The organism is Armatimonadota bacterium (genome assembly GCA_017303935.1).
Classification (GTDB): Bacteria; Armatimonadota; Fimbriimonadia; order Fimbriimonadales; family Fimbriimonadaceae; genus JAFLBD01.
In genome coordinates this window covers 603,086-623,989 of sequence record JAFLBD010000002.1, presented here as the reverse complement: position 1 = coordinate 623,989, position 20,904 = coordinate 603,086, and the positions used below count along the sequence as shown (strand labels likewise).

General features: G+C 51.9%; 16 protein-coding genes and 1 tRNA gene. 4 read left to right on the top strand and 13 right to left on the bottom strand.

The window, feature by feature from the left end; genetic code table 11:
• Window positions 1-318: 318 nt before the first annotated feature.
• From J0L72_07495 to J0L72_07470, 6 genes are all read right to left on the bottom strand, one after another.
• Window positions 319-2,094, bottom strand: coding sequence for a hypothetical protein (locus J0L72_07495; protein MBN8690624.1), 1,776 nt, complete (start codon window positions 2,092-2,094; stop codon window positions 319-321).
• Window positions 2,091-3,260, bottom strand: a complete 1,170-nt coding sequence (locus J0L72_07490; GenBank protein MBN8690623.1) for a hypothetical protein — start codon at window positions 3,258-3,260, stop codon at window positions 2,091-2,093. The genes J0L72_07495 and J0L72_07490 overlap by 4 nt, the downstream gene beginning before the upstream one ends.
• Entirely contained in the window at window positions 3,257-4,309 is a 1,053-nt protein-coding gene (locus J0L72_07485) for a DNA cytosine methyltransferase (GenBank protein MBN8690622.1), read from the bottom strand. Before J0L72_07485 ends, J0L72_07490 begins: the two co-directional genes overlap by 4 nt.
• 4 nt (window positions 4,310-4,313) lie before the next feature.
• Window positions 4,314-4,541, bottom strand: coding sequence for a helix-turn-helix transcriptional regulator (locus J0L72_07480; GenBank protein MBN8690621.1), 228 nt, complete (start codon window positions 4,539-4,541; stop codon window positions 4,314-4,316).
• Window positions 4,542-5,272: 731 nt separating this feature from the next.
• On the bottom strand, window positions 5,273-5,485 hold the full coding sequence (locus tag J0L72_07475) for a hypothetical protein (GenBank protein ID MBN8690620.1): 213 nt from the start codon (window positions 5,483-5,485) through the stop codon (window positions 5,273-5,275).
• A gap of 241 nt (window positions 5,486-5,726) precedes the next feature.
• Window positions 5,727-7,976: a DUF3854 domain-containing protein gene (locus tag J0L72_07470; GenBank protein MBN8690619.1), complete on the bottom strand. Its 2,250-nt coding sequence runs from the start codon at window positions 7,974-7,976 to the stop codon at window positions 5,727-5,729.
• Between the two features lie 436 nt (window positions 7,977-8,412).
• Between J0L72_07470 and J0L72_07465 the strand changes: the two genes are divergently transcribed.
• A tRNA-Val gene (locus J0L72_07465) sits at window positions 8,413-8,487 on the top strand.
• Between the two features lie 1,072 nt (window positions 8,488-9,559).
• On the opposite strand, the gene J0L72_07460 is transcribed toward J0L72_07465, so the two are convergent.
• The 3 genes from J0L72_07460 to J0L72_07450 form a co-directional block, all read right to left on the bottom strand.
• Window positions 9,560-10,069, bottom strand: a complete 510-nt coding sequence (locus J0L72_07460; GenBank protein MBN8690618.1) for a class I SAM-dependent methyltransferase — start codon at window positions 10,067-10,069, stop codon at window positions 9,560-9,562.
• 280 nt (window positions 10,070-10,349) lie between these two features.
• Window positions 10,350-11,309, bottom strand: a complete 960-nt coding sequence (locus J0L72_07455; GenBank protein MBN8690617.1) for a prepilin-type N-terminal cleavage/methylation domain-containing protein — start codon at window positions 11,307-11,309, stop codon at window positions 10,350-10,352.
• An 89-nt stretch (window positions 11,310-11,398) separates the two neighbouring features.
• Window positions 11,399-13,234 carry a CocE/NonD family hydrolase gene (locus J0L72_07450; GenBank protein ID MBN8690616.1) on the bottom strand — a complete coding sequence of 612 codons (1,836 nt, stop codon included), beginning with the start codon at window positions 13,232-13,234 and terminating at the stop codon, window positions 11,399-11,401.
• Between the two features lie 207 nt (window positions 13,235-13,441).
• Between J0L72_07450 and J0L72_07445 the strand changes: the two genes are divergently transcribed.
• Both J0L72_07445 and J0L72_07440 read left to right on the top strand, forming a co-directional pair.
• Window positions 13,442-14,644 (top strand): hypothetical protein, encoded by a 1,203-nt coding sequence (locus J0L72_07445; protein MBN8690615.1) that lies wholly within the window; start codon window positions 13,442-13,444, stop codon window positions 14,642-14,644.
• Window positions 14,641-15,369 (top strand): hypothetical protein, encoded by a 729-nt coding sequence (locus tag J0L72_07440; protein ID MBN8690614.1) that lies wholly within the window; start codon window positions 14,641-14,643, stop codon window positions 15,367-15,369. Before J0L72_07445 ends, J0L72_07440 begins: the two co-directional genes overlap by 4 nt.
• A gap of 3 nt (window positions 15,370-15,372) precedes the next feature.
• Here J0L72_07440 and J0L72_07435 read toward each other — a convergent pair whose 3' ends face one another.
• Genes J0L72_07435 through J0L72_07420 form a run of 4 tightly spaced genes read right to left on the bottom strand, consistent with a single transcriptional unit; the run spans window position 15,373 to window position 19,831 of the window.
• Entirely contained in the window at window positions 15,373-17,004 is a 1,632-nt protein-coding gene (locus J0L72_07435) for a formate--tetrahydrofolate ligase (protein ID MBN8690613.1), read from the bottom strand.
• A gap of 6 nt (window positions 17,005-17,010) precedes the next feature.
• Window positions 17,011-18,414, bottom strand: coding sequence for an NAD(P)(+) transhydrogenase (Re/Si-specific) subunit beta (locus J0L72_07430; protein ID MBN8690612.1), 1,404 nt, complete (start codon window positions 18,412-18,414; stop codon window positions 17,011-17,013).
• Window positions 18,411-18,725, bottom strand: coding sequence for an NAD(P) transhydrogenase subunit alpha (locus J0L72_07425; protein ID MBN8690611.1), 315 nt, complete (start codon window positions 18,723-18,725; stop codon window positions 18,411-18,413). Before J0L72_07425 ends, J0L72_07430 begins: the two co-directional genes overlap by 4 nt.
• Window positions 18,701-19,831: a Re/Si-specific NAD(P)(+) transhydrogenase subunit alpha gene (locus tag J0L72_07420; GenBank protein MBN8690610.1), complete on the bottom strand. Its 1,131-nt coding sequence runs from the start codon at window positions 19,829-19,831 to the stop codon at window positions 18,701-18,703. The genes J0L72_07425 and J0L72_07420 overlap by 25 nt, the downstream gene beginning before the upstream one ends.
• 133 nt (window positions 19,832-19,964) lie before the next feature.
• On the opposite strand from J0L72_07420, the gene J0L72_07415 reads away from it, so the two are divergent.
• On the top strand, window positions 19,965-20,870 hold the full coding sequence (locus tag J0L72_07415; GenBank protein MBN8690609.1) for a c-type cytochrome: 906 nt from the start codon (window positions 19,965-19,967) through the stop codon (window positions 20,868-20,870).
• Window positions 20,871-20,904 lie beyond the last annotated feature (34 nt).

The window sequence follows — 20,904 nt, the reverse complement described above, 5'->3', positions numbered from 1 at the left end:
CAAACAACACCAAGCCGATCAATTCTCTCGGCATACAAGTCACGTCGATTACGAACGATTCATTATCTGTATCGATGCTTGACCACACCCAAGCCCACATATCTTTCACGTCGAAGCGATCTATCACAGGCATCTCAGCAGGGAACAATTCTCTCCATACTTCTGTCTGATCTCTATACTGTAAGGATTCGTCCTTTATCAACGCACATCTCACGTTCTCTTGAAGACCACCTTCACTTAGGAATCGCCTCAACCCAGACGAAGACCTTGCCTCAAAGGAAGGAAGCCCGAGGAATAAGGTGTCCGAAGCGAAACTCATTAGTAACCTGCCTCATCGATGGCGATCATGGGCCAGTCACCCGAATCAAAAAATGAGAGTTGAATCTGTGGCTCTCCCTTATTCTCAGACCTCTCAGGACCCTTGTCCATGTAACTTCGGGCTCGCGCTGAGGTCATTGACAGATATCCACTGTAAGCAGAAACGTCTAGGTCAAATGCAGGAGCCAACCGGCGAGTCAGCATGTAGAGGTTTCGCCGTCCCGTTCCTTCCTTGCGGCTAATGAACCCTTTCATTAGATAACCTTCGGCAATCGCTAGGTCGATCACCCTTGAGACATCAGGATCAGGTTCGTCTTGAAACGCAAAGGAAAAGACTCTGCGCTCGGAATCGCTCGAATACATCTTGTCTTTGAAGACACTCCCCAGTGCCTCAATAAACTTGTGCACCTGCCTCCACTCTTCGGGAGTAGCCGAACGGTCGCGCCTCTGGCTCGCATTCGAGATATCAAGAAGTAACTCCGTTGCGTATTTTTTAACGACGTCGCTTTGGATACTTGACTCTATTTCTGTGACTTGCTCCGTGCTATCAGGTTGAATCCGCCTCCTCTGGCTGTCGTACATCCTTTGCGCGCAAATGATAAAATCGCGAACAAGTCCACTACTCAACTCTGCCAGCGTCTCAAATCCAGCGTAAACAAATGTACCACTGGACCTGTTCGCCAAGAGGCTCTTCTTGTACTCGGAAGTTAAGTGCCTGTAGACATTGTCCCTGATTGCCCGATCCGAATAAGCTTTGGAGTAGTCCTCAATGAGCTTGGCTTCAAGAGCTTTCATTCTGGTCTCCTGGGCTAAATCTCGTGGGAAGAACGATTTTGCTGAAGCATCTATGCCTTTGAGCTTTAAGCGACTTTCGCAGATTTGACGAAGTAATTCGACGTAGTTTTCAAGCTCGTCCTTCAAATGGCGTGTGGCGACCTCATACAGAAAGAAGTCGTGAGGGTGCTGAATTGCCGAACGACCTTTTGTCTCATAGGTCTTGTACAAATACATGGTGCTGACCTTGAAAGCGACGCTGCTTCGTCTTCGCGCAACCCATGTGTTAAGAGTGATAGTGTGAGATTCCGGCAAGTCGTCTGCATCATCCACGAGGAAATAAACCGTTTTCCCGGTGTTGTTTAGAATCCAATCCGCTATTGGACCGAGCAGCGTTTCAAACGTGAAGACCGGCCCCTGATAGGACGCTTTGTCGTAGAAGCGTTGCGCGATGAAAGAGTTGAAAAGCCGTAGCAACTCAAGTTCGAGCACAGACGAAAACTCTTCCAAGAAGTCTTGGTAAGTGGAACTTTTGAAGTTGTAAGTCTCTACCGCACTGAATTGGAATGCCATCGATACACGGTCTTGAACAAGCTTTTGAAGTGCGTGCCTAAGATTCTCAGGAACGACTTCTACGTGCTTTGCCAGAACACTCGCAAGTTGCTTCGTAAGGAGCAAAACGAGATGACTCTCGCTAAGCATAAACTTTAGAGCGTCGTCCTGAAACACATCGAACTCTGTTGTAAGCAGTTCCGTGTCTCTTACCGGAATGTAGACCGACAAGAATGAAACGTTCGCGTTCAGTAGTTTCTGGCAGTCGTATTGAAGGATGCGGAAAAGCATCGTCTTTCCCGTTCCACGCAAGCCATTGATAAAGCAGTTCTCTCGGCCATTGACTCTGTCAAGACGTTTGTCGTCGCACCATAGGCTGACTGCTTCTTGCGCACTCAGTTTAGAAGCGGTAACAAGCTCGAAGGGGTTGTGCTCAGCGTGCTGGCTCAACTATTTCCTCCCAAAAAAAATAATTTATTCAAAAACTTTGCTAAGCGTGATGGCTCCGTGCTTTGCTCGGTACCTGTCGCTTTGCCACTCTTGCGGATAGAAGATGAAGTATTGTACAGACCTACAAAAGCATCATCTAGACATTTAAACCCTGCTTCTTTGAGTTCAACGGACCTCTCGCATAGACTGTTCTTGTTTTCTGGATATCCGTTCAGGAGATTAAGCTTGAACTGTCGGAGAGGCAATTTTTGACCTCCTGGCGGTGCTTGTGACCACGGCTGAATTGCAACGTCTATTTCAGAAATGCTGAGATAGGGTCTCCCATACTGCGAGCAATAACGTGCCTCGCTTTCAATGGCGTTCAGCTTCTTTTCAAGAAACTGAATAAATGAAGATACGGATTCGTTCTCACCGTCGCAAATTCCCGGGTAGCACCTGTAAACGAGTTTCAGGCATTCATCTCTCAGTTCAAAGTTTGCAAAGGATCTGGCATACGCATGGGCCAACTGACTATGCTCTGAAGCCTGGTAATGTTCAAGCAGGTACTCCGGTACACGGCCTGGATTTTCTGCCAGTTCATCTGCGATACGAAGTAGTGCGGCAAGCAAGTGGAGTCGCGGATGCGTATAGTTGTTTGCTTCAATGGCTCGGAATGTATCTTTTCCAAACTCCTCATGCTCTCCCCCATGTGCGGAGGCTACGTCGCGGATATGTTCCATTTCCACCGTGCCCGTAAAGAGGGGTTTGCGTAACGGATACGCCATGAAGTCTCCAACCCGTTGCGGATGATCCTTGCGGCCGCTAACGTTGGCGGCATCGTGAACGTGAGCAGAGCAAAGTAGAATATAGGCCTCAAGAACACTAAGAGCAGTTCCGTTTTTGCGCCTTTCGATTGATTCTGCGAGTTTGTCGAGGTTCTTACTTAGATCGACAATATGATTACCGTTATGTCGAGTGAAGATGTTTGGAGAGCCACCTTCGTTCGCAGCCGTTTCGGCCATAGCCAAACCGGTGTCCGTATCTGAATGGATTCCGTCGAAGAATTTCCCTTCCATGTGGCGAAAGGCATCCAGGTATTTCTTTGCCTCTGCGAAGTCCGCATGCTTGGGATCAGCAGACGCATTTTCCAGAATTTTTACCAAGTGTCCAGTGGTGGCTTTGTTCATCCTTTGATGACCTCTTCGAAGACGGATTTTGCTAGCAAGGGTGGAACCATATTTCCTACCTGTTGTTGCTGGAATCCAATTGTGCCACTGAATAGAAAGCTATCAGGAACAGATTGAAGTCTAGCGGCCTCGCGAACCGATAGGCCACGATCTTGCACAGGATGGATTAACATGTTCTTTCGATAATTTCCAATCACGACTGATGGCTGGCACTTTTCAAGTCGTTTGTAAATACCAGTGTGACATTTGGTGCGATCTCCATAATTGTTCATCAAATGGACTGGAATGGATTCCCAGTTTTGTCCTGGCAAAATGTGTCGATATCTGTTAACGACAGTATCGCTATTCCTGGTCACAAGATTTCCAGATACAGTTTGCAAGTTGCCTCGCATAACTAATGCATAGTGACTTTCGCAATTACACGAATATGGAAGTTCATCAACATTCGCTCCATTGGTAAGGCATGGTAAATCGTGGATTGCATCCCATACAGTCAAGCTTTGCTCTTGAGGAGGTATTTGGAGCTTAATTCGCTTTCTTGAACCGACGACAAAAACCCGTGATCTGCGTTGGGGCACTCCAAAATCCACGGCGTTCAACAAGTGAACCGAAACCTGATAGTCGAGTTTTTTAAAGGCATCAACTGCACTTTGTAAGAAGTGGGCTCCTTCTGTTTCTAGGATTCCCTTCACGTTCTCCATCACGAAAACATCTGGTTGGAGTTTGCTTACTGCTTCCACAAATGTAAACACTAAATGATTGCGCTCGTTATCTGAATTGCGAGTGCGTTGATTGGAAGTGGAGAATCCTTGGCAGGGTGGGCCACCGAAGAGGATCAGCTTGGAATCTGTTCCGGTGTTCGGCATCCAATCGTCAAAGTGTCTTACATCGGTGCAAACAACCTTTGTGCCAGGAAAGTTCAGGGAGTATGTGCGGGAGGCGTGAGGGCACGCTTCGACGGCGGTCAGCAGCTGAATGCCTGCTGACCTTGCACCAAGGGACATCCCCCCAGCACCGGCGAAAAGGTCGATTCCAACCCACTCTGGCATTGCTTCATTCTACACGCTCATTGGTTTCGTAGGTCTGCTCCCCTGGCGTCAACAGATAGCTCCTGAGCACTTCACTCGGCAGAACCTTCAGTAATCGGCAAATTTCGATCAATTCCAGGGCCTGAAGCTGACGTTCCCCGCGTTCGATTTTGGAGACGTAGCTTTGGGGCAGGTTCAGGAGCTTGGCAAGCTCCCTTTGAGACACCCCGACCGACTCCCGAACGGAACGCATATACGCGCCGAATCGGACGTGCTCAATGTCGGGGATGATCTTGTGTCGTGCTGGCAATATCCAGAAGCTGACATTGGAATGAAACCTTATTGAGGTTCAGTAAGGTAATCTGAACCCAATATGGGTTCACTTTCAGAGAGGCGTTTTCTCCGAATTTTGCTCTTGGGATCATTCGTCCTGGTCACTTCGATTTCTTTGGCTCAACTCTCTGGGAAGCTGAAGTCCACTTTCGAGACGCTTCAGGATACGGTTCAGGACGACGCAAAATATGAACTCGAAGACAAGCGACTTCGCATCACGTATCAACTGCCAGAAGCAAGCAAGGCAAAGTTCACGATCGTACAGATTGTTAGAATCAGCGCAACGGATCGGCGAGAGGGCTTGGTACCAGTCTCGGTGGAAAGGCAGACTTTCGAAGTGGAATGGTCTAATGTCAAGTCAATCCAGCTAGATAAAAAGGCGACGCGCATTCAGTTCAAAAAGGAGATTCAAACGAAGGTTGCTAAACTGGACACACTGAACGGCACGGAAACCAAGTCTGAAAAGGCCGAAAAGGAGCTTTACCTTTTCTTCCCAAAAACAGCCCAGGCGAGAGAGGCAACCAAGCTTTTTGAATCGTTACGGTCAGGGGTCAGCAAGTATGTAAGTCGCCGAACTAAGAAAAATCAAAAAAATTGCGCGGGACGGGGTGGGGGGGAATGGAGGGGCTCGAAAACCCCTCTACCCCCCAGTCACCAAATGTCCCCGAACTCTCCATTTTCAATCATCATCGCGATTTGTTCCGTGACCACCCTTTTCTCGCTAACGATCTTGCCTTCCGAGTTCATTAGGTACCCCGACCACTTTCGTTCATCAACAACGACGGGTTGAATTCCGTGCTTTTCGATTCTAGATCGTGCCTTTTCGCAATACTTGAACCACTCCACTTCTCTAGTGAGCTTCAAGGCTCTGTTTCGCATTCGCATCTTTGTATAGATCGAACGGTCACTTAATTCTTCAAGTGCTAATTCATTCGCGTATTCATTCATTTCAAAACACTCCATTTCTTGTAGTTGTTAGGTTAGGCCAGTTCCGACCGTCTAACGTGCCGACCCCCTAGGGCCGACAGTTGACGTTTTTCAGGTTGGGACGGGCTGGAACCGGGGGACTCCGAGCAACCTTCAGGAGCTTCACTTTGGAGCACCTTTAGTTCTTGTCGTCCTCACCGATGAACCCGGTTGCTACCCGTTTCCCCGGCTTAGTAGCTTCGGCAAGCCAATATCGGAATCCGTCGTCGCTCTGCTTCCGGCAAATCCGTTTGCCTAGAATCACTTGGTCACGGAGCTTCCCTAACAGCCTTCCCAGTTGCACCCTTGCGACGTTCGCCGGGAGTGCGTCCAACTCGGGGAAATGGTTGCAGGCCATGATCTCCAAGTCTCTAGCCCTAACCATTGCTTTGCCGTAGGTTTCCGACCAAGCTTGAATGAAGGATTTGTTCTGCTCTGTTTCAATGTCAGATTGAGCAAGGAATTCTTCCCGATTCGAGAGAAAGCCCGTATATCCGGCGAATTCGAGAATTCCACCGATCAACCGACAAAAATTCTCGAAGCTTCCCATGAGGGGTTCTGCTTCTGAGTATTCGGGCCGTCCGGCATCAATCCAAGCTTGAACCAGAGTCACGACTGAGGCCAGAATCTGAGGCCGATTCTGCTCACTGAATGCCTTCAAATCCGAGTGCTTGAATCCCCGCCGTTGAGCCGGGTTTTCTTCGTTCGGATTGATTCGGATATTGAGGCACCTTCGAAGCTCTTCTTCCGTGCCTTCAAAGTTGTTCGCCGTAGCACCCCAAACGCACCGAATGGGCAAATGCGGGGTTTCGTTGCGTCCAAGTAGACGATCTTTCCAAATGCAATCTGGGGCAGTTAAAGCCGTGTTTAGGGCTTCACTTCCGAACCTTGCCAGATTGTCGAAAAGTCCGTGCGTGACGCCTTCTTTGAACAGTGAGGTTAGCCGCTTCCTCCATTCTTCTTCGAACTGAGGGGCAGAAGTGAAGGCAACTCCATCACCGACAAACACCCTTGCAAGCGTCGTCATAAGAAGCGTTTTTCCCGATCCGGGCTTTGGCGCATTGAAGAGGAACATCGGAGTTGGCCCGATAATCATTTCCCGAACAAACGGAGAAATCAGGAATGCCACTGCATGAGCACGGGAAGATTCGTCCTCAAACGGGAAATCACAAATCAGGTCTTCTATCGTCTCACGTGCTCTTTGAACTCCTTCCGGCGAAGTGTCCAGTTTCGGTAACTTCAGCCCGTCACGAATGAAGAGATAAACCCCAGATTCAGGGTCGTATCCTGGTTCAGAAATGAGCTTGCCTTGCTTCGAAAAGAACGGAGAGGTTGCAATACCTTTGATTGTTGGGATTCCAGGCAGTTCAGGTCGTGCCGTAATCATACGGGCCACAATATCCGGGGGGTTGACAATTCTTCGCCCATTCGAGCTTACAGACACGTAGTTCAACGATTGGCTGAGACGATCAATGATAATGTCCTTGGTTGCGTCCTCAATCTGAGGCAAGAGAACGCCGTTCACTTCGCACCTCTTTAGTCGGGAAAGGCGGCTTCCGTAGACGAACAAATACGGGGGGTGATTTTGATCAACCAAAGCTTGAATCGAAGCATCAACCATTTCTTCAAGCCGTTCCTCGTGGCTTTCGATGGTTGGGAGATCAGCCCGAATCTTCAACTTTCCGCTTCTTAATCTCGTTGTGAACGTAACGAGTTCTTCCGGTGTTCCACCCTTGGCGAAGTAGTCATCCAAACCGACTTTTTCACCGTTCGGGCCGGATGGAATGTAGAGCCGAATAACGGTAGCACCCAATCCACGCAGAAGGTTAGTAAGCTTTTTTGCCGCGTCGTGTACATGGGGATTCTCCAACGAATCGGAATCAAAGGCGATGTAGACCTTTCGCCTTCGCAGTTCAATTTCGTCCCAGTCATGATTTCGGAACTGCCAAACCCCGAGTAGCGAGACGCAACACAGACCACGTGAAGCCGCTGAATCAGCCTTCTTAATTCCTTCCGTGACGAATAGGGGTATCGCAGGGTCAAGCAAGTCCTGTTTACATCGTGGAGGGCAGTCAATCGGGACTTCAAAATCAGCCGGGGTTTCATACTTGATCGGCTTTCCCTTTTCACCGGGACGCGGGTTGTCGGGCCGTGATACAAAGTCGGCAGAATTTGGGTTGTTTCCCACCGGATAGAGTGGGATCAAGAGGGCAGGAACCTTTGCTTGATACCAAGGGAACTGAAGGTCTTTGAGCTTTTCTGACTTTGTGACCGACTCATAGCCCCTTTCGGCTATGACTTCATCGGAGATTCCAGAAGCCTTGAGTTGTTCAAGATGGTGGGGCAGAAGTTGCCCTCGTTGTGGCGAAGTAGATTTCTTGATTTTCAATGCGATTCATAGTTCCTAGTGGCATCACAACAAGGGAACGCACTCTGCGTCTTGCCTATATTCTTGTTGTGGACTCCTGTTTTGCCGGAATCAGCCGCTAGAAGTAACTGTCTCGCACTCCTGAAAATTTCGCGCTTGTTTGCGTGCGAACCCGCTATCCATTCGCTCTTGGCGGAAAACCTCAGGCTGAATATTGATGGCGGGCGAAGCCCCCATCAGGTCACAGCCGGGACGATGATATTATGGCAGAGACGGGGGAGAGAATCAAGGGGTTCTAGGTTCAAAATGCAAGTTTGTGCCATCAGTTTTCCTATATCAAATTCGTTCGAGGAAAATCCTGAAAAGGGGGTATAAACAGGCGAGAGGGTGTTTTCATACACCACTTCGTTCGACATTTTCGGGAGTCAAAACCGCCCGAGTGCTGAACCTAGATAGAGGGCGGTTAGCTCAGTGGTAGAGCACTTCGTTCACACCGAAGGGGTCGTAGGTTCAAATCCTATACCGACCACCATCCATTCCCCGTCATGAATTGTCCGCTGGACTCTGCCAATCTTCAGTTTTGACTTGAGATGGTCGGCATCTCAATCTGAGTTGGATCCGGATTCATTTCCCATCAACGAACCTGAGCCACTTCTGGAAACGTTAGGCCATGAATTTGCGCCCCTTCTGAAACGACTACCTGCGAAAAAGCGGGAGAAAAATCAACATCAACAGAGGGAGCACAGCGAGCAGAATGATTAACAAAAAGACTCTCGCCCAATTGGGCGGCAATGTCATCAGTCCCTTCCCATGAATGATGTGAATGTAACTGCCGGGTTCGTTGTTAAATGGCTGCCCAGAAGAAGGGGGGCGATTGGCCAAGCACTTCGAACAGTACTCGCCCTTAGCCAACTCGCCGCAGGCTTCACAAACCCACCATTCCATAGGCGAATATTACTCGTGCGGGCTGCGTGTGTGTGCATTTTCTTGGCAGTCGATGCTTCACATAATTTTGGGACTTCCGCATTGAATCTGATGCCGCCGGGATGTTTCGCCCACCCACCCCGCTCGGCTCCGCCTCGCTCCCACATCCCGGCGGATTGGATTCGTCAGCTTTCACTCGCGCGTATACAGTTAGCCCCGCGCGGGGAGGCGGAGCGGAGGTGCGAAGCAACCTCCGCGAGGGCGTGGCTTCGGGGAGCCGCGCGGGGCGAGATTCCGCCTCTTCGAAAGTCTTTCTTCTCCCCCCTCATTGGCGAAGCGCATGAGGGGGGGTGCTTTACCTAATGATCATGTAGATTAGGGTACAAATTAAGAGTATTAAGCCCGCCAGAACAATTCTATCCGGTACCGGAGAAGATCTGTCCTCACCCCAACCGCCCTGATTTCCGACGATACCGACATAAAAGAAAGGTCGGCCACGATATCTAAATGGCTCAGGGCGACTCGCAAGGCACTTCGAGCAATATTCGCGATCGCCATTTGCTTCTCCGCATGAGCAGCAAATCCACCAGTCCATTACTAATTCATACTATTGCGGCTATAGATTGGTTGCTAGCTTAATTTGGTCATCTGCTCTTCAAGTTGGGCCGTGATCTTGATCATCACACGCGGATAAGGCCGATACCGTACAGGCCGCCGGGGTTGCTGATAAATTCTTCGAACTCTCGAACCTGTTTGACTTCCTGCCAAAACCGCTCGACTTCGGTACGGTCGTAGCTGCTCGCAATATCATGAAATGCGATAAGGCCACCAGGGCGGACCAGGTTGGAATACATTTCGAAATCCGCCTTGACACCTTCGTACGTGTGATCGCCATCAATGAACAAAAAGTCGACAGACCGATCGCCGAGAATCGAATGAATTTTGGCCAGGGTGTCGGGTGAGTGGGAATCGGCGCGTACCAGCTCCATCGTTTGGCCCTTGAGCGCGAATCCACGATACAGCGGCACGCGGGCCTCAGAATATCCTCCCCCAAAATCGCCACCTGGGAGATCGCAGCTGATGATGAGCGCATCCTCTGCCGCGACGTGGGCCCAAAACAGCAAGGTGCCGCCCCAATGGGTCCCAATCTCTAAAACGACCTTCGGATTTAGATCGCGCACCCGGTCCATCAGGGCGACAATTTCATCCTCGACCTGAATCGGGCGAATAAAGCCGTCGCAATAGCCATTGACAAACCGTACCAAAGCTCGGCTATTTCCGCGCGATTGGTAGCACTGTTCCAAGAAATTGGCCAATCCAAAATAGACCCGGACCAGTTGCGCCAATCGCTTGATGTATTTCACGGCCCCAGTTTACAGTTCGCGCGCCAGATGCGCAAGCGCAGTCCGTCCAGGCGCAAAAAAGCGGGCCGAGGCACCCGTATTGCCAAGGCCCGCAAAGATCAAATGATCAAACTAATTGAACGGCTACACCTGCTGCAGTTCGGATTTCTCCGCCGCCAGCGGTGTATGCTCGCAAGCCCCATTGCCACTTCGTTGGGTTCAAAGTTGCCTCCAGCGGAGCGGCCTTTGCGTGGGTGTCTCCATACATGTAGTTGGCGATGTTCCCACCAAAGCGGTTTGGCTTGGTGTACACCATGTGCGAGTAGGTCGATGCGCCAGTACCTGCTTCGCAGAGTTTGAGTTCGTTTCGAACCCGCTGTGCCGTGACCGCCTGATAGAAAGCGAGTCCAACTTCAGCGACATCTTCACCCTGGAACTTGGCTCCGGTTGGGAGCAAAATCGCGTTTGCTGGGCGGTGAGTCTTGAACGCCGTTCCCGAAGCTGAAGAAGCATCGTTGATACAGGTTGCTGAGTCGGTCATCGGTGCGAGAACGATGGTTCGCGCGCCTTCGTCCAGCGAGGTCGACTGAATCACGTTCATTGGGTCAGCGGATCGGCGCTTGCGCGGCATCACCATGCTGTTTGGAATATAGGAAAGTCGTGGCGCCTGATCGTCAGCGATGCTGCATGCGCCGCTCGTGATTTGCCCAGATGGCACGCCGTAGCCTCGGTTGTTGCCGACAAAGTTCGTTGGTGCGAGACCACCGTTCTTGTCGCCTGGGCTCTTAAAGATGTCCAGATTCTTGGTATAGGGCTGGAGCATTCCCGACCAATTCACATAGCCGCAGTTAGGAGCTGTGCCTGCGTTTGAAGCATCGTTTCGATAGTAGTAGGCACTCGGATAGGTGTCGTCGTTATCGGTCAGATACATCTGCATCGAGATGCCAATCTGCTTCATGTTGTTGAGGTCGGCGGTCTTCTTCGCGGCTTCTCGAGCCTGAGCAAAAACCGGGAAGAGGATAGCGGCGAGGATTGCGATAATGGCAATCACAACCAAGAGTTCGATGAGCGTGAAGGCGCGTTTCATGATCTGGAAGTTCCTCCTGCAGGGAACTCCCAGAGTATTCGGCGGCTGTGTTAACCCGCGGTTATCGGTTTGTTAAGCGATGATGAAAGTCAGCGCAAGGTGCCGAATTCAACACGCGTTGGAGTTTCCGGGCCGTATAACACTTCGACTCTCGCAGTTCGGTAGTCGGCGTCTGTTGTCTTCGCGCGCGAAAGGAACTGGTTCGGATTCCTTTCTGCGATCGGGAACCATGAGCTCATGATCCGAATCCCGATGCGATGGCCTTTCTTGAATTTGTGGAGAACATCGTTCAACTCGAACCGCACCCTTGTTGGCTTGCCCGGATCCACAGGCTCCGGCTTTTCGAAACTGTTTCGGAATTTGGCGCGCATGATCTCTCCGCGAACCATGAATTGCGCTCCAGCGGCAGATTGACCGTTCGTCTTGGTCTCGGTGGTATCCGCTGGAAACTGGTCAATCACTTGAACTACAAAATCTCCGTCGGTACCGGTAGTCGTGACCCAAAGGTCGGCCGTGATCGGCCCCGCAACTCGCAAATCTTCGCTCAACGCCGGGAGCCAGAAGGTGGTCTGATCTTTGCGATTATCGAGGAAACTTTGATCCCGCGCGAGCCAATCCCCCGGAGCACGGCGGCTTATTTTGTAGTCTGCAAGATACGGCGTCGGATTCATCGGGTCCACGTTGTACGACCTTGCGCCGGATGCGGTTGGTGCTTGCCAAGCCAATGTCCCGAAAGGACCCGCGTAAAGGCTCTTCTTGCCTAGCCCCTTCGGCGGCCAAGTTGGGAAAGTCTTGAATTCATTGCTGCCGGTTTCAAAGATGGTCGCTTCTGGAATGCTACCGACCTTGTCGTCCCCTCGGAGATACTTCTCGAAGAACTTGAACTCCATCTCGGCCTGGAACGTTGAGCTCGTGGTCGTCCCCCATTTAAAATCACCCAACTGAGATCCGCCGGGCGATGCCCACTGGCCATGAGACCACGGCCCCATCACTAAAAAGTTGATGATGCCAGGATTTTGCTTCTCGCCCGCCTTATACAGGTTCAAAGCTCCCCACATATCTTCCTTGTCGAACAGTCCTCCAACCGTCATCACCGCGCAACCCACATCTTTGAACGATCGCCACAAAGCGCGCTCCTTCCAATACTGGTTGTAGGTGTCGTTGTCCATCAACTCTTGCCAATACGGCATGCGTCCCTTGAGGAACTTCTCTTCAAAGCTCGCAGGCGAACCGGCGGAAAGGTACCAATCGTAGGCACTCAGCGTTCCACGGTCGATGCGGATCGGGCTGGCTCCCTTGGCGAGATCGAAGAATAGGCAAAAGTCAAAAGTCTCCTGAACGAACATCACGCCTCGGTGCGCAACATCATCTCCCATGAACCAATCGTTGACCGGGGCTTGCGGCGAGACCGCTTTAAGTGCTGGATGATTTCGAACCGCGCCCGCGCCAGCATAGAATCCAGGATATGAGATCCCCCAAAGTCCGACCCGTCCGGAGTTCTGCGGAACATTTTTGATCAGGTAATCCACAGTGTCGTAGGTATCGGTCGACTCATCCGTGCCTGGCTTGCCCTTGGGCACAATCGGCTTGACATTGACGTATTCGCCTTCGCTGGCGCCCTTACCGCGGACGTCTTGGTACGCGAGGATATATCCTGCGGCAGTAATTTGTTGGCTCGAGCGCTGAGGTGGTCGGTTAGCTGTTCCCGAACCATACGGGGTTCGCTCCATCAGGATCGGAAACGGGCCCGTTTTACCTTTCGGAACAAAGTAAACAGTGTGGAGTTTGACTCCGTCGCGCATTGGGATCATGACTTCGGTCGCGTCCCACGAATCGCGCCAATTCGGTCGAGGCTGCTGGGCAAGGGCTGCACCAGCACCTAGTGAAACGCAGAAAACAGCGACACCAAAACGAATAAATGCCATACCGCACTATACATAAAAAGTCGTTCTCAAAAGTTTCTGCAATATTTTGCGAACCAATTGCCTGACAGCATCGCTCTTGCTTGTAAGAGTCAGTAATTTAGACTTCCCTTCCTCGAAAAATCAGAAAACACCCCACCGGTTTTGCACTGGTGGGTTTTGTTTTGTATTATTGTATTTGTTATGTTTCGTTTTGGGAAGTTAGTTTCATTGGCTGCTTTGACTGTCCTGGGTAGCTCAAGCGCATTCGCATTGATCGACGTCGGCACAACGGATGCATCCGATGGCGCGATCAACGTCAACAGTTTCGAGAACAGAGTATTGGCACTTAGCGAGGCCTCCCCAGCAAATTGGGACGCAGTTTCTCCTGTCCCGGGCAAAGGCGTCTATGACAACAATGTGTTTGCGGTTGTCTACAAATTCAGTACCCTCAATATTCCGTTGAACGCTAGCATCACCTTCTCGAATCGGGCGAATACCTGTCCAGTTGTGATCATTGTTCAAGGGAACGCAACCATCGATGGGACGATTAATTTGAACTCGAACGGTTCGCAACCAGGTCCTGGCGGATTTTTTGGCGGAGCATTTGGAAACACTGCCGGGACCATTTTGGGCTCGGCGGGTGGAGGGCCTGGCGGAGGGCAGCCGTCATCGACTAACGGAGTTCTTGCTGGCTCAGGATCCTATTCAACCTTCGGTACAGCTGGCATTGGCCTTGGCTCACTCTATGGAAACGATAGAATCATCCCGTTGATCGGTGGATCGGGCGGTGGCGCGTACTACCAAAACAGTGGGCAAGGAGGCGGAGGAGCGTTGCTACTTGTCGTTCGCGGTACTCTTACCGTCAACGGCTCTATTCAGGCGAACGCTCCTTCTGTTAGCTTTAATCTTTATGGAGCTGGATCAGGCGGAGCGATTCGTTTCATCACAGAAACCCTCGCAGGGACGGGCAACCTTCAAGCGATCAGTGGCGGTGGCAACAACACAACGGGCGGACAGGGCCGCATTCGAATTGAAAAGATCAATGGTGCTTTGACCGGACAATCAACCGCACCCATTCCGAGTTACGGTTCGGTCGGCGTTGTCGCAAAACTCTGGCCCGACAATCTTGATCCATCCGTCTCGGTTGTTTCTGTCGGTTCAATCAGCGCACCTACAGACCCATTTGGAGGTCTTACCGCGCCGGATATCGAACTTCCAAGTGAAGGTCCATTCACGGTTCAAGCTCAAGCAAAGAACATCCCAACCAACGGGACTTGGTCTGTCGTGCTACGAAGCAATTTGCGCAACGGTGCCGCGTTTGAAACTCCGATGACATTTCAATCGGGCAACCAATTGCTGAGCTATTGGACCACGAGTTTGACGTTCGCCGAAGGGCTCCGCACGATCCAAGTTCGTGCGTTCAAACCATGAAGCTGGCTCGCCTAGGTTTTATCGGCGGCATCGTTCTTGGGTGCGCCTCGATCGGGTTTGCACAAACCGCTGAGGAGGCGGTTTCCCGGGAAGTGAATGTCAGCTTGAACTCCGACAGTTCACAAACGAACTCGGCGATGACGCGTGAGATAAATATCTCACGCAATTCGAACTCGGGAGTAGTTTCGAATTCGATTAGCCGAGAGTACAACGTCAACTTCGATATTTCGCGCCGGGGGACCTTCTCTTCGCGCGAGATCTCAGTGGCGATGCCCGCGACTTGTAGCTTCACCTTGATCTTCCAAGGCCTGCCGACACCGCAAGATGGCCCTGGAGTTGTACCGTACGAAACGTACTACAACCAGACGAACCAACTGGTTTCGAGTGGCACCTCAACGCGTCAACCGAACAACTTCTTCATCATTCAAACCAAGCGAATGGTAGCGGATGTCCGGTTCATCGTTCCTGCGCCATTTTTGAATGTCAAACCGACAATCGACATGCGTTCTGGCAACCTGACGACGTATACGGCGACCATCTATACCGGTGATATCGACGACGATGGCGAGATCGGAAGCAGCGATTTCGATACAATCGTTTCGATCTTCGGACTGGACTCCTCGAGTCCGAATTTCATCGAAATCGCCGACCTCGATTGGGATGGCGAAATCGGATCGACGGATTTCGACTTTATTGTCTCGAACTTCGGTCGCAGCGACGAATAGGATCTAGTAAATGCCGCTGATCACGCCATCATCCGAGATGGTGATGTGATGAGCGGCAGGATCTTTACCCATTCCTGGCATCAACAAGATGTCTCCGCACACCGCAACCACGAAACCCGCGCCAGCCGACAATTTGAAGTCGCGAACATGCAGTTCAAAGTTTTTCGGCGCCCCCAGTAACGTCGCATCGTCGCTCAGGCTCATTTGCGTCTTTGCCACGCAGACAGGCAGCGTTCCATACCCGTGAGTCTGTAACCATTTCAGCTTGGATTGCGCGGCCTTGCTGAGTGTGACTAAACTGCCTCCATAGCATCCGATGACTAATTTCTCTAGTTTCGTCACGATCGGATCGTCTTGCTCATAAAGGTTCTGGAAGTTGCTCGGTTGTTGCACCGACTCGCGGACGATTTCAGCGAGTTCTTCGCACCCCTCTCCGCCGCTCATCCAAGGATCAGATTCAACGGCATTGACTCCTTGTGCCGCAGCGTAGGCGGCCACAAACCCGAGGTCTTCGGGCGTATCGTCGGCAAAACGATTCAGCGTGACGATCAGCGGCACACCATATTGTTTCAAGTGTTTGATGTGCTGACCGAGGTTTTCGCAACCTTTCGCCAGGTCCCCGCGACCGTGATACTTCAATGCTCGAACAGTGGCGACCAGCACGATCGTATCTGGCCCTCGTCCTAGTCGCGGGCAAACGATGTTCAAGAATTTCTCGCCACCCAAATCCGACCCGAAGCCGCCCTCGGTCACCAAGATATCGGCGAGGGAGAGCCCGATCCGCGTGCCCTGAATACTGGAACAACCGTGTGCGATATTGCCAAATGGACCACCGTGGAGAATCGCCGCGCCGCCTTCCATGGTCTGCACCAAGTTCGGTCGAGCGGCATCCTTGAGCAACGCGGCCATCACGCCGCTTGCTTGAAGGTCCTTCGCGGTGACTGGCGTTCCGTCGTGGCGTAATCCAACCACGAGCTTATCGAGGCGATCTTTGAGGTCTGCAAACGATGTCGCCATACAGAGTGTGGCCATCACCTCACTCGCCGGAGTAATCACAAAGCTGTCGGTCCGAACAGGGCCATTCTTGTTTCCAAGCCCGATAACGATCTCTCGCAGCGGGCGGTCGATCATGTCCATCGTTCTCGGCCACCAGATGGTCTGAGTGTTCAGATTCTGGGGATTTCCGTGGTTCAGAGAGGAGTCTAGAATCGCCGAGAGCACGTTATGTGCGGCCGTAATTGCGGGGAAATCTCCGTTGAAAAAAAGGTTGATCTCCTCCATCGGGAGCACCTGACTTTTGCCCCCGCCACACGCCCCACCTTTGATGCCGAGCACTGGCCCTAACGCCGGTTCCCTCAGGGCAGGGATGGCCTTCACTCCGATTCGATTGAGACCTTGAGCCAGCCCTACCGAACAGGTCGTTTTGCCTTCTCCCGCCGGAGTCGGCGAAATAGCGGTCATCAGCACCAATTTGCCTGTTTTCGAGCTGGTGCCGAACTTCTGGATTCCGCTGGCTGTGAATTTGGCCTTATGGCGACCTAATGGCTCGTAATCCTCGTCGGATAGGTTTGCCCACTGGGCGATGTTCTCAATAGGCTTCAAAGTTGCCTGTTGAGCGAAATCTAAGTTATTCATATTTCTCTAAAGTGCGTCTATGGCCGAGCTGAGCTTGGCGATGGTCGTCTTTGCGTTTCCAAAGACCATGATCGTGTTTGGATTGATGAACAGTTCGTTATCGATCCCCGCAAACCCCGGATTCATGCTCCGTTTACTCACAATGACGGTCTTTGCTTTATCCACATCCAAAATCGGCATACCGTAGATCGGACTGGCTTTGTCGTACCTTGCAGCCGGGTTCACGACGTCGTTGGCTCCGATCACGAGTGCAACATCGGTTTCTGCGAATTCTGCGTTGATCTCGTCCAAGTCAAAAAGCTGTTCGTACGGCACATCCGCTTCAGCAAGCAAGACATTCATGTGACCAGGCATTCGCCCCGCCACCGGGTGAATGGCATATTTCACCGTGATGTCTCGCTCGGCGAGCTTCGCCGCGAGTTCCTTGACGACGTGTTGTGCCTGCGCCACCGCCATGCCGTAGCCCGGAACGATGATCACGCTGTTTGCGGAGTTGAAGATGATCGCAGCGTCCTCAACTGAATAGCTTCGAACGGTACCGGTCTTGCCGCTACTGGACTCGAGCGCGGCGCCACCAGACGAGCCAAAAGCTCCAAAAATGACGTTGCTTAGCGGGCGATTCATCGCCTTGCACATCTCTAGCGTGAGGATGAGGCCGCTGGCACCCACTAGGCCGCCACCGATCAGGAGCGCGGTGTTTCCGAGCACAAAACCGGCAAGACCCGCTGCGCATCCTGTGAAACTGTTTAGCAAGGAAATGACGACCGGCATATCGGCCCCACCAATTGGCAGCACCAGCGTCAATCCGAGAATGACCGAAATCGCGAGCAGTGCATAGAGGTAGGCATTGTTCTGGACGCCGTTCATGAGCAGCACTGTGAGCACGATTGCGCCTAGGAACAGCACCATGTTCATGACCTTTTGACCCGGCCAAACAATCGGTCTTCCGCTTAAAATTTCTTGCAGCTTCCCATAGGCGACCAAGCTACCCATGAAGCTGATACACCCAATCCACAAGCTCAAAATGGACGCAGATAGAGCCACAAAATCGATCGCACCATGGCGGAAGATCGCAGGATATTCGACGACTGCAACCAAAGCGACCGCGCCACCGCCAAGTCCATTGAACAACGCCACCATCTGTGGCATCGCCGTCATCTGAACCTTTCTCGCGGACCATGTGCCTAGCACCGATCCAACGACAAACGCGAGAGCCATCCACTCAAAATTCTTGAGACCTTTGCCATCGGCGTCCTTCAAAAAGAACGTGGCTGCCAGAGCGAGCCCCATCCCGATTGCGGCCAATGCGTTGCCCTTGCGAGCCGTTTTGGGACCGTTCATGAGCTTCAGCGCCAGCATGAACGTCACCGCAGTAGCCAGATAACAGATGTTGATCAGGTCCGCAGTCATTTCGATTCCTTCCTTGGCTTTCGCACAAACATCTCAAGCATTCGATCAGTGACCACAAACCCTCCGACGACGTTCAAAACTCCAAACAAGGTGGCCAGGAATCCGAGGATGATCGAGGCTGTGTCATTGGCGCGACCTAAGACGATGACGCCGCCGACCAAGATCACTCCGTGGATCGCGTTCGTCGCACTCATCAATGGTGTGTGCAGGGTCTGCGGCACCTTTGCAATGACTTCGAGACCCACAAAGACCGCAAGAATGAAAATGGTGATGACTGCGATTAAGCTCACGAAGTGCCTCCAGAGTTCAATGCGATTCGAGTGCTTTCGTGAACGATTTTGCCACCATGGGTCACGAGTGTCCCCCGGACGATTTCATCTTCCATATCCAAATTCAGGTTGCCTTCCTTGAGAATCACGCCGAGAAAAGCGGTGATGTTCTTCGAGTACATCTTGCTCGCGTCACTGGCCATCGACATCACCATGTCCGTGCTACCGATCACGGTAACTCCATGCCTGCTCACGATTTCTCCCGGGACGGTGCATTCGCAATTCCCACCAGCTGTAGCGGCCAAATCCACGATCACCGATCCAGGCCGCATCTTCTTGACCATCTCTTCGGTGATCAATGTCGGTGCTCTTTTCCCGGGGATTAGCGCAGTGGAAATCACGCAATCCACTTGCTGCAATCTTCCTGCGATCAGGTCAAGTTCTTTGGTGTGAGTGTCGGTAGAAACTTCCTTGGCATATCCGCCCGCATCTTCCGCTTCATCGGTGACGAGGCTCAGACCGACGAATTTGCCGCCAAGGCTTTCAATCTGTTCCTTCACTGCAGGGCGAACGTCAAACGCTTCAACAATCGCGCCAAGCCGGCGGCACGTCGCAATCGCTTGCAATCCTGCGACGCCAGCCCCAATCACAAAAGCTCTAGCTGGCGGTAATGTTCCCGCTGCTGTCATCAGCATCGGGAAAAATCGGGGGAGGTGCAAAGCGCAGAGTAGTGCCGCTCGGTATCCTGCGATAGTGCTGAACGAACTGAGCGCGTCCATACTTTGCGCCCGGCTGATCCGTGGCATCAAGTCCATCGCAAAAGCGGTGACCTCTCGCTGGCAGAGGGCGTCAATGATCTCGCGATTCTGGGTCGGGCTGAGGAATGAAACCGATATCGAGCCCGGCTTCAATTGTGCGATCTCACCCAACGTCGGCGGATTGATCTTCAACAACCAGTCAGACTCAGAAATAGCGGCGCCCAATTGTGCGCCGCTTGCCTCATAAGTTGAATCCGAAAGGTGTGAACCCTCTCCTGCACCGGGTTCTATACAGACCTTGAGCCCTGCCCCAACTAATTCCTTTACGCCATCTGGAGTCAGCGCCACACGGCGCTCGTCGTTAGCCTCCTTTGGCACCAATGCCTGCATCATCCTGCTGCTCTATTCGGCACAGGCGGCTTAGAATCCTGCTTTAGAAACGCAGCATTCAAAAGTTTTTGTGAGTACCGATATTATTTGACTCATCAAGCGTCTAAACTAAATCATCATCAGGAATTGAACAATGAAATTTGCACTTCTTTTTGCTTCTTTGCCACTAGCTGCAGCGCTCGTCGCTTACAGAGCTGGAACCGCATTCGATAACCACGTTTCGACTCTGAACAAGGCCCTCTCGTTTACTGTCAAGTTCCGGTCTGTCACCCCAGGCAAGACGGCCGAAGAGAACACGCTGACCCTTAGTAAGCCAAACCTGATGCGCTGGGAGTCGCCGAGCAAACTCACCGTTTGCGACGGAGTCAAGATCACGAGTTACGACAAAAACTCAAAAACCTACAAGCAGGTCGACTTCAGCGCAGATGCCCTCAACAGCGCGTTCTCTTCGGATGCCGTGTGGGCTTGGGGCGCGTTCTTCAATGCTGAGCTCGGCAAGCAATCTACGGCCGAAAAAGCTGGCGAGCAGATCAACCAAAAGGGTGTGATGCTAAAGGCTTACACACTGACTCGAAAGAACGGACCGATCACCGTGATGATTGAAGCGAAGTCGGGACTTGTTCGCGGTGCAACACTCAAGAACGGTAATGAAGAGACTTTTATCCAAGTCACAGAAATGACGGTCGGCACCGCAGCCTTGGAGTCGAAGCTCTTCGCTTGGAGCGCGCCAGAAGGAGCTACTGTTGCTTCAGAAACTCCAGTTGGAGTGCCTTCCGCAAAGGCGATGACTTATGCGGACGTGAGACCCATTTTCCAATCGGCTTGCTTTAACTGCCATAGCGGTCCCAATGCTAAAAAGGGTCTCGATTTGAGTAATTACGACAACATCATCAACGGCGGATTTGTGAAGCCAGGCGATGCCGACCGATCCGTGTTGGTGAACGCAGTGCGGACTCGAGCGATGCCTCCTCGCGGTCGACTTCAAGATGAGCAGATTGAAGCTATCGCGAAGTGGGTTAACGACGGCGCAAAACCGTAACGTTATCATTGCGCATCTAGCGTGAATCTTCTAA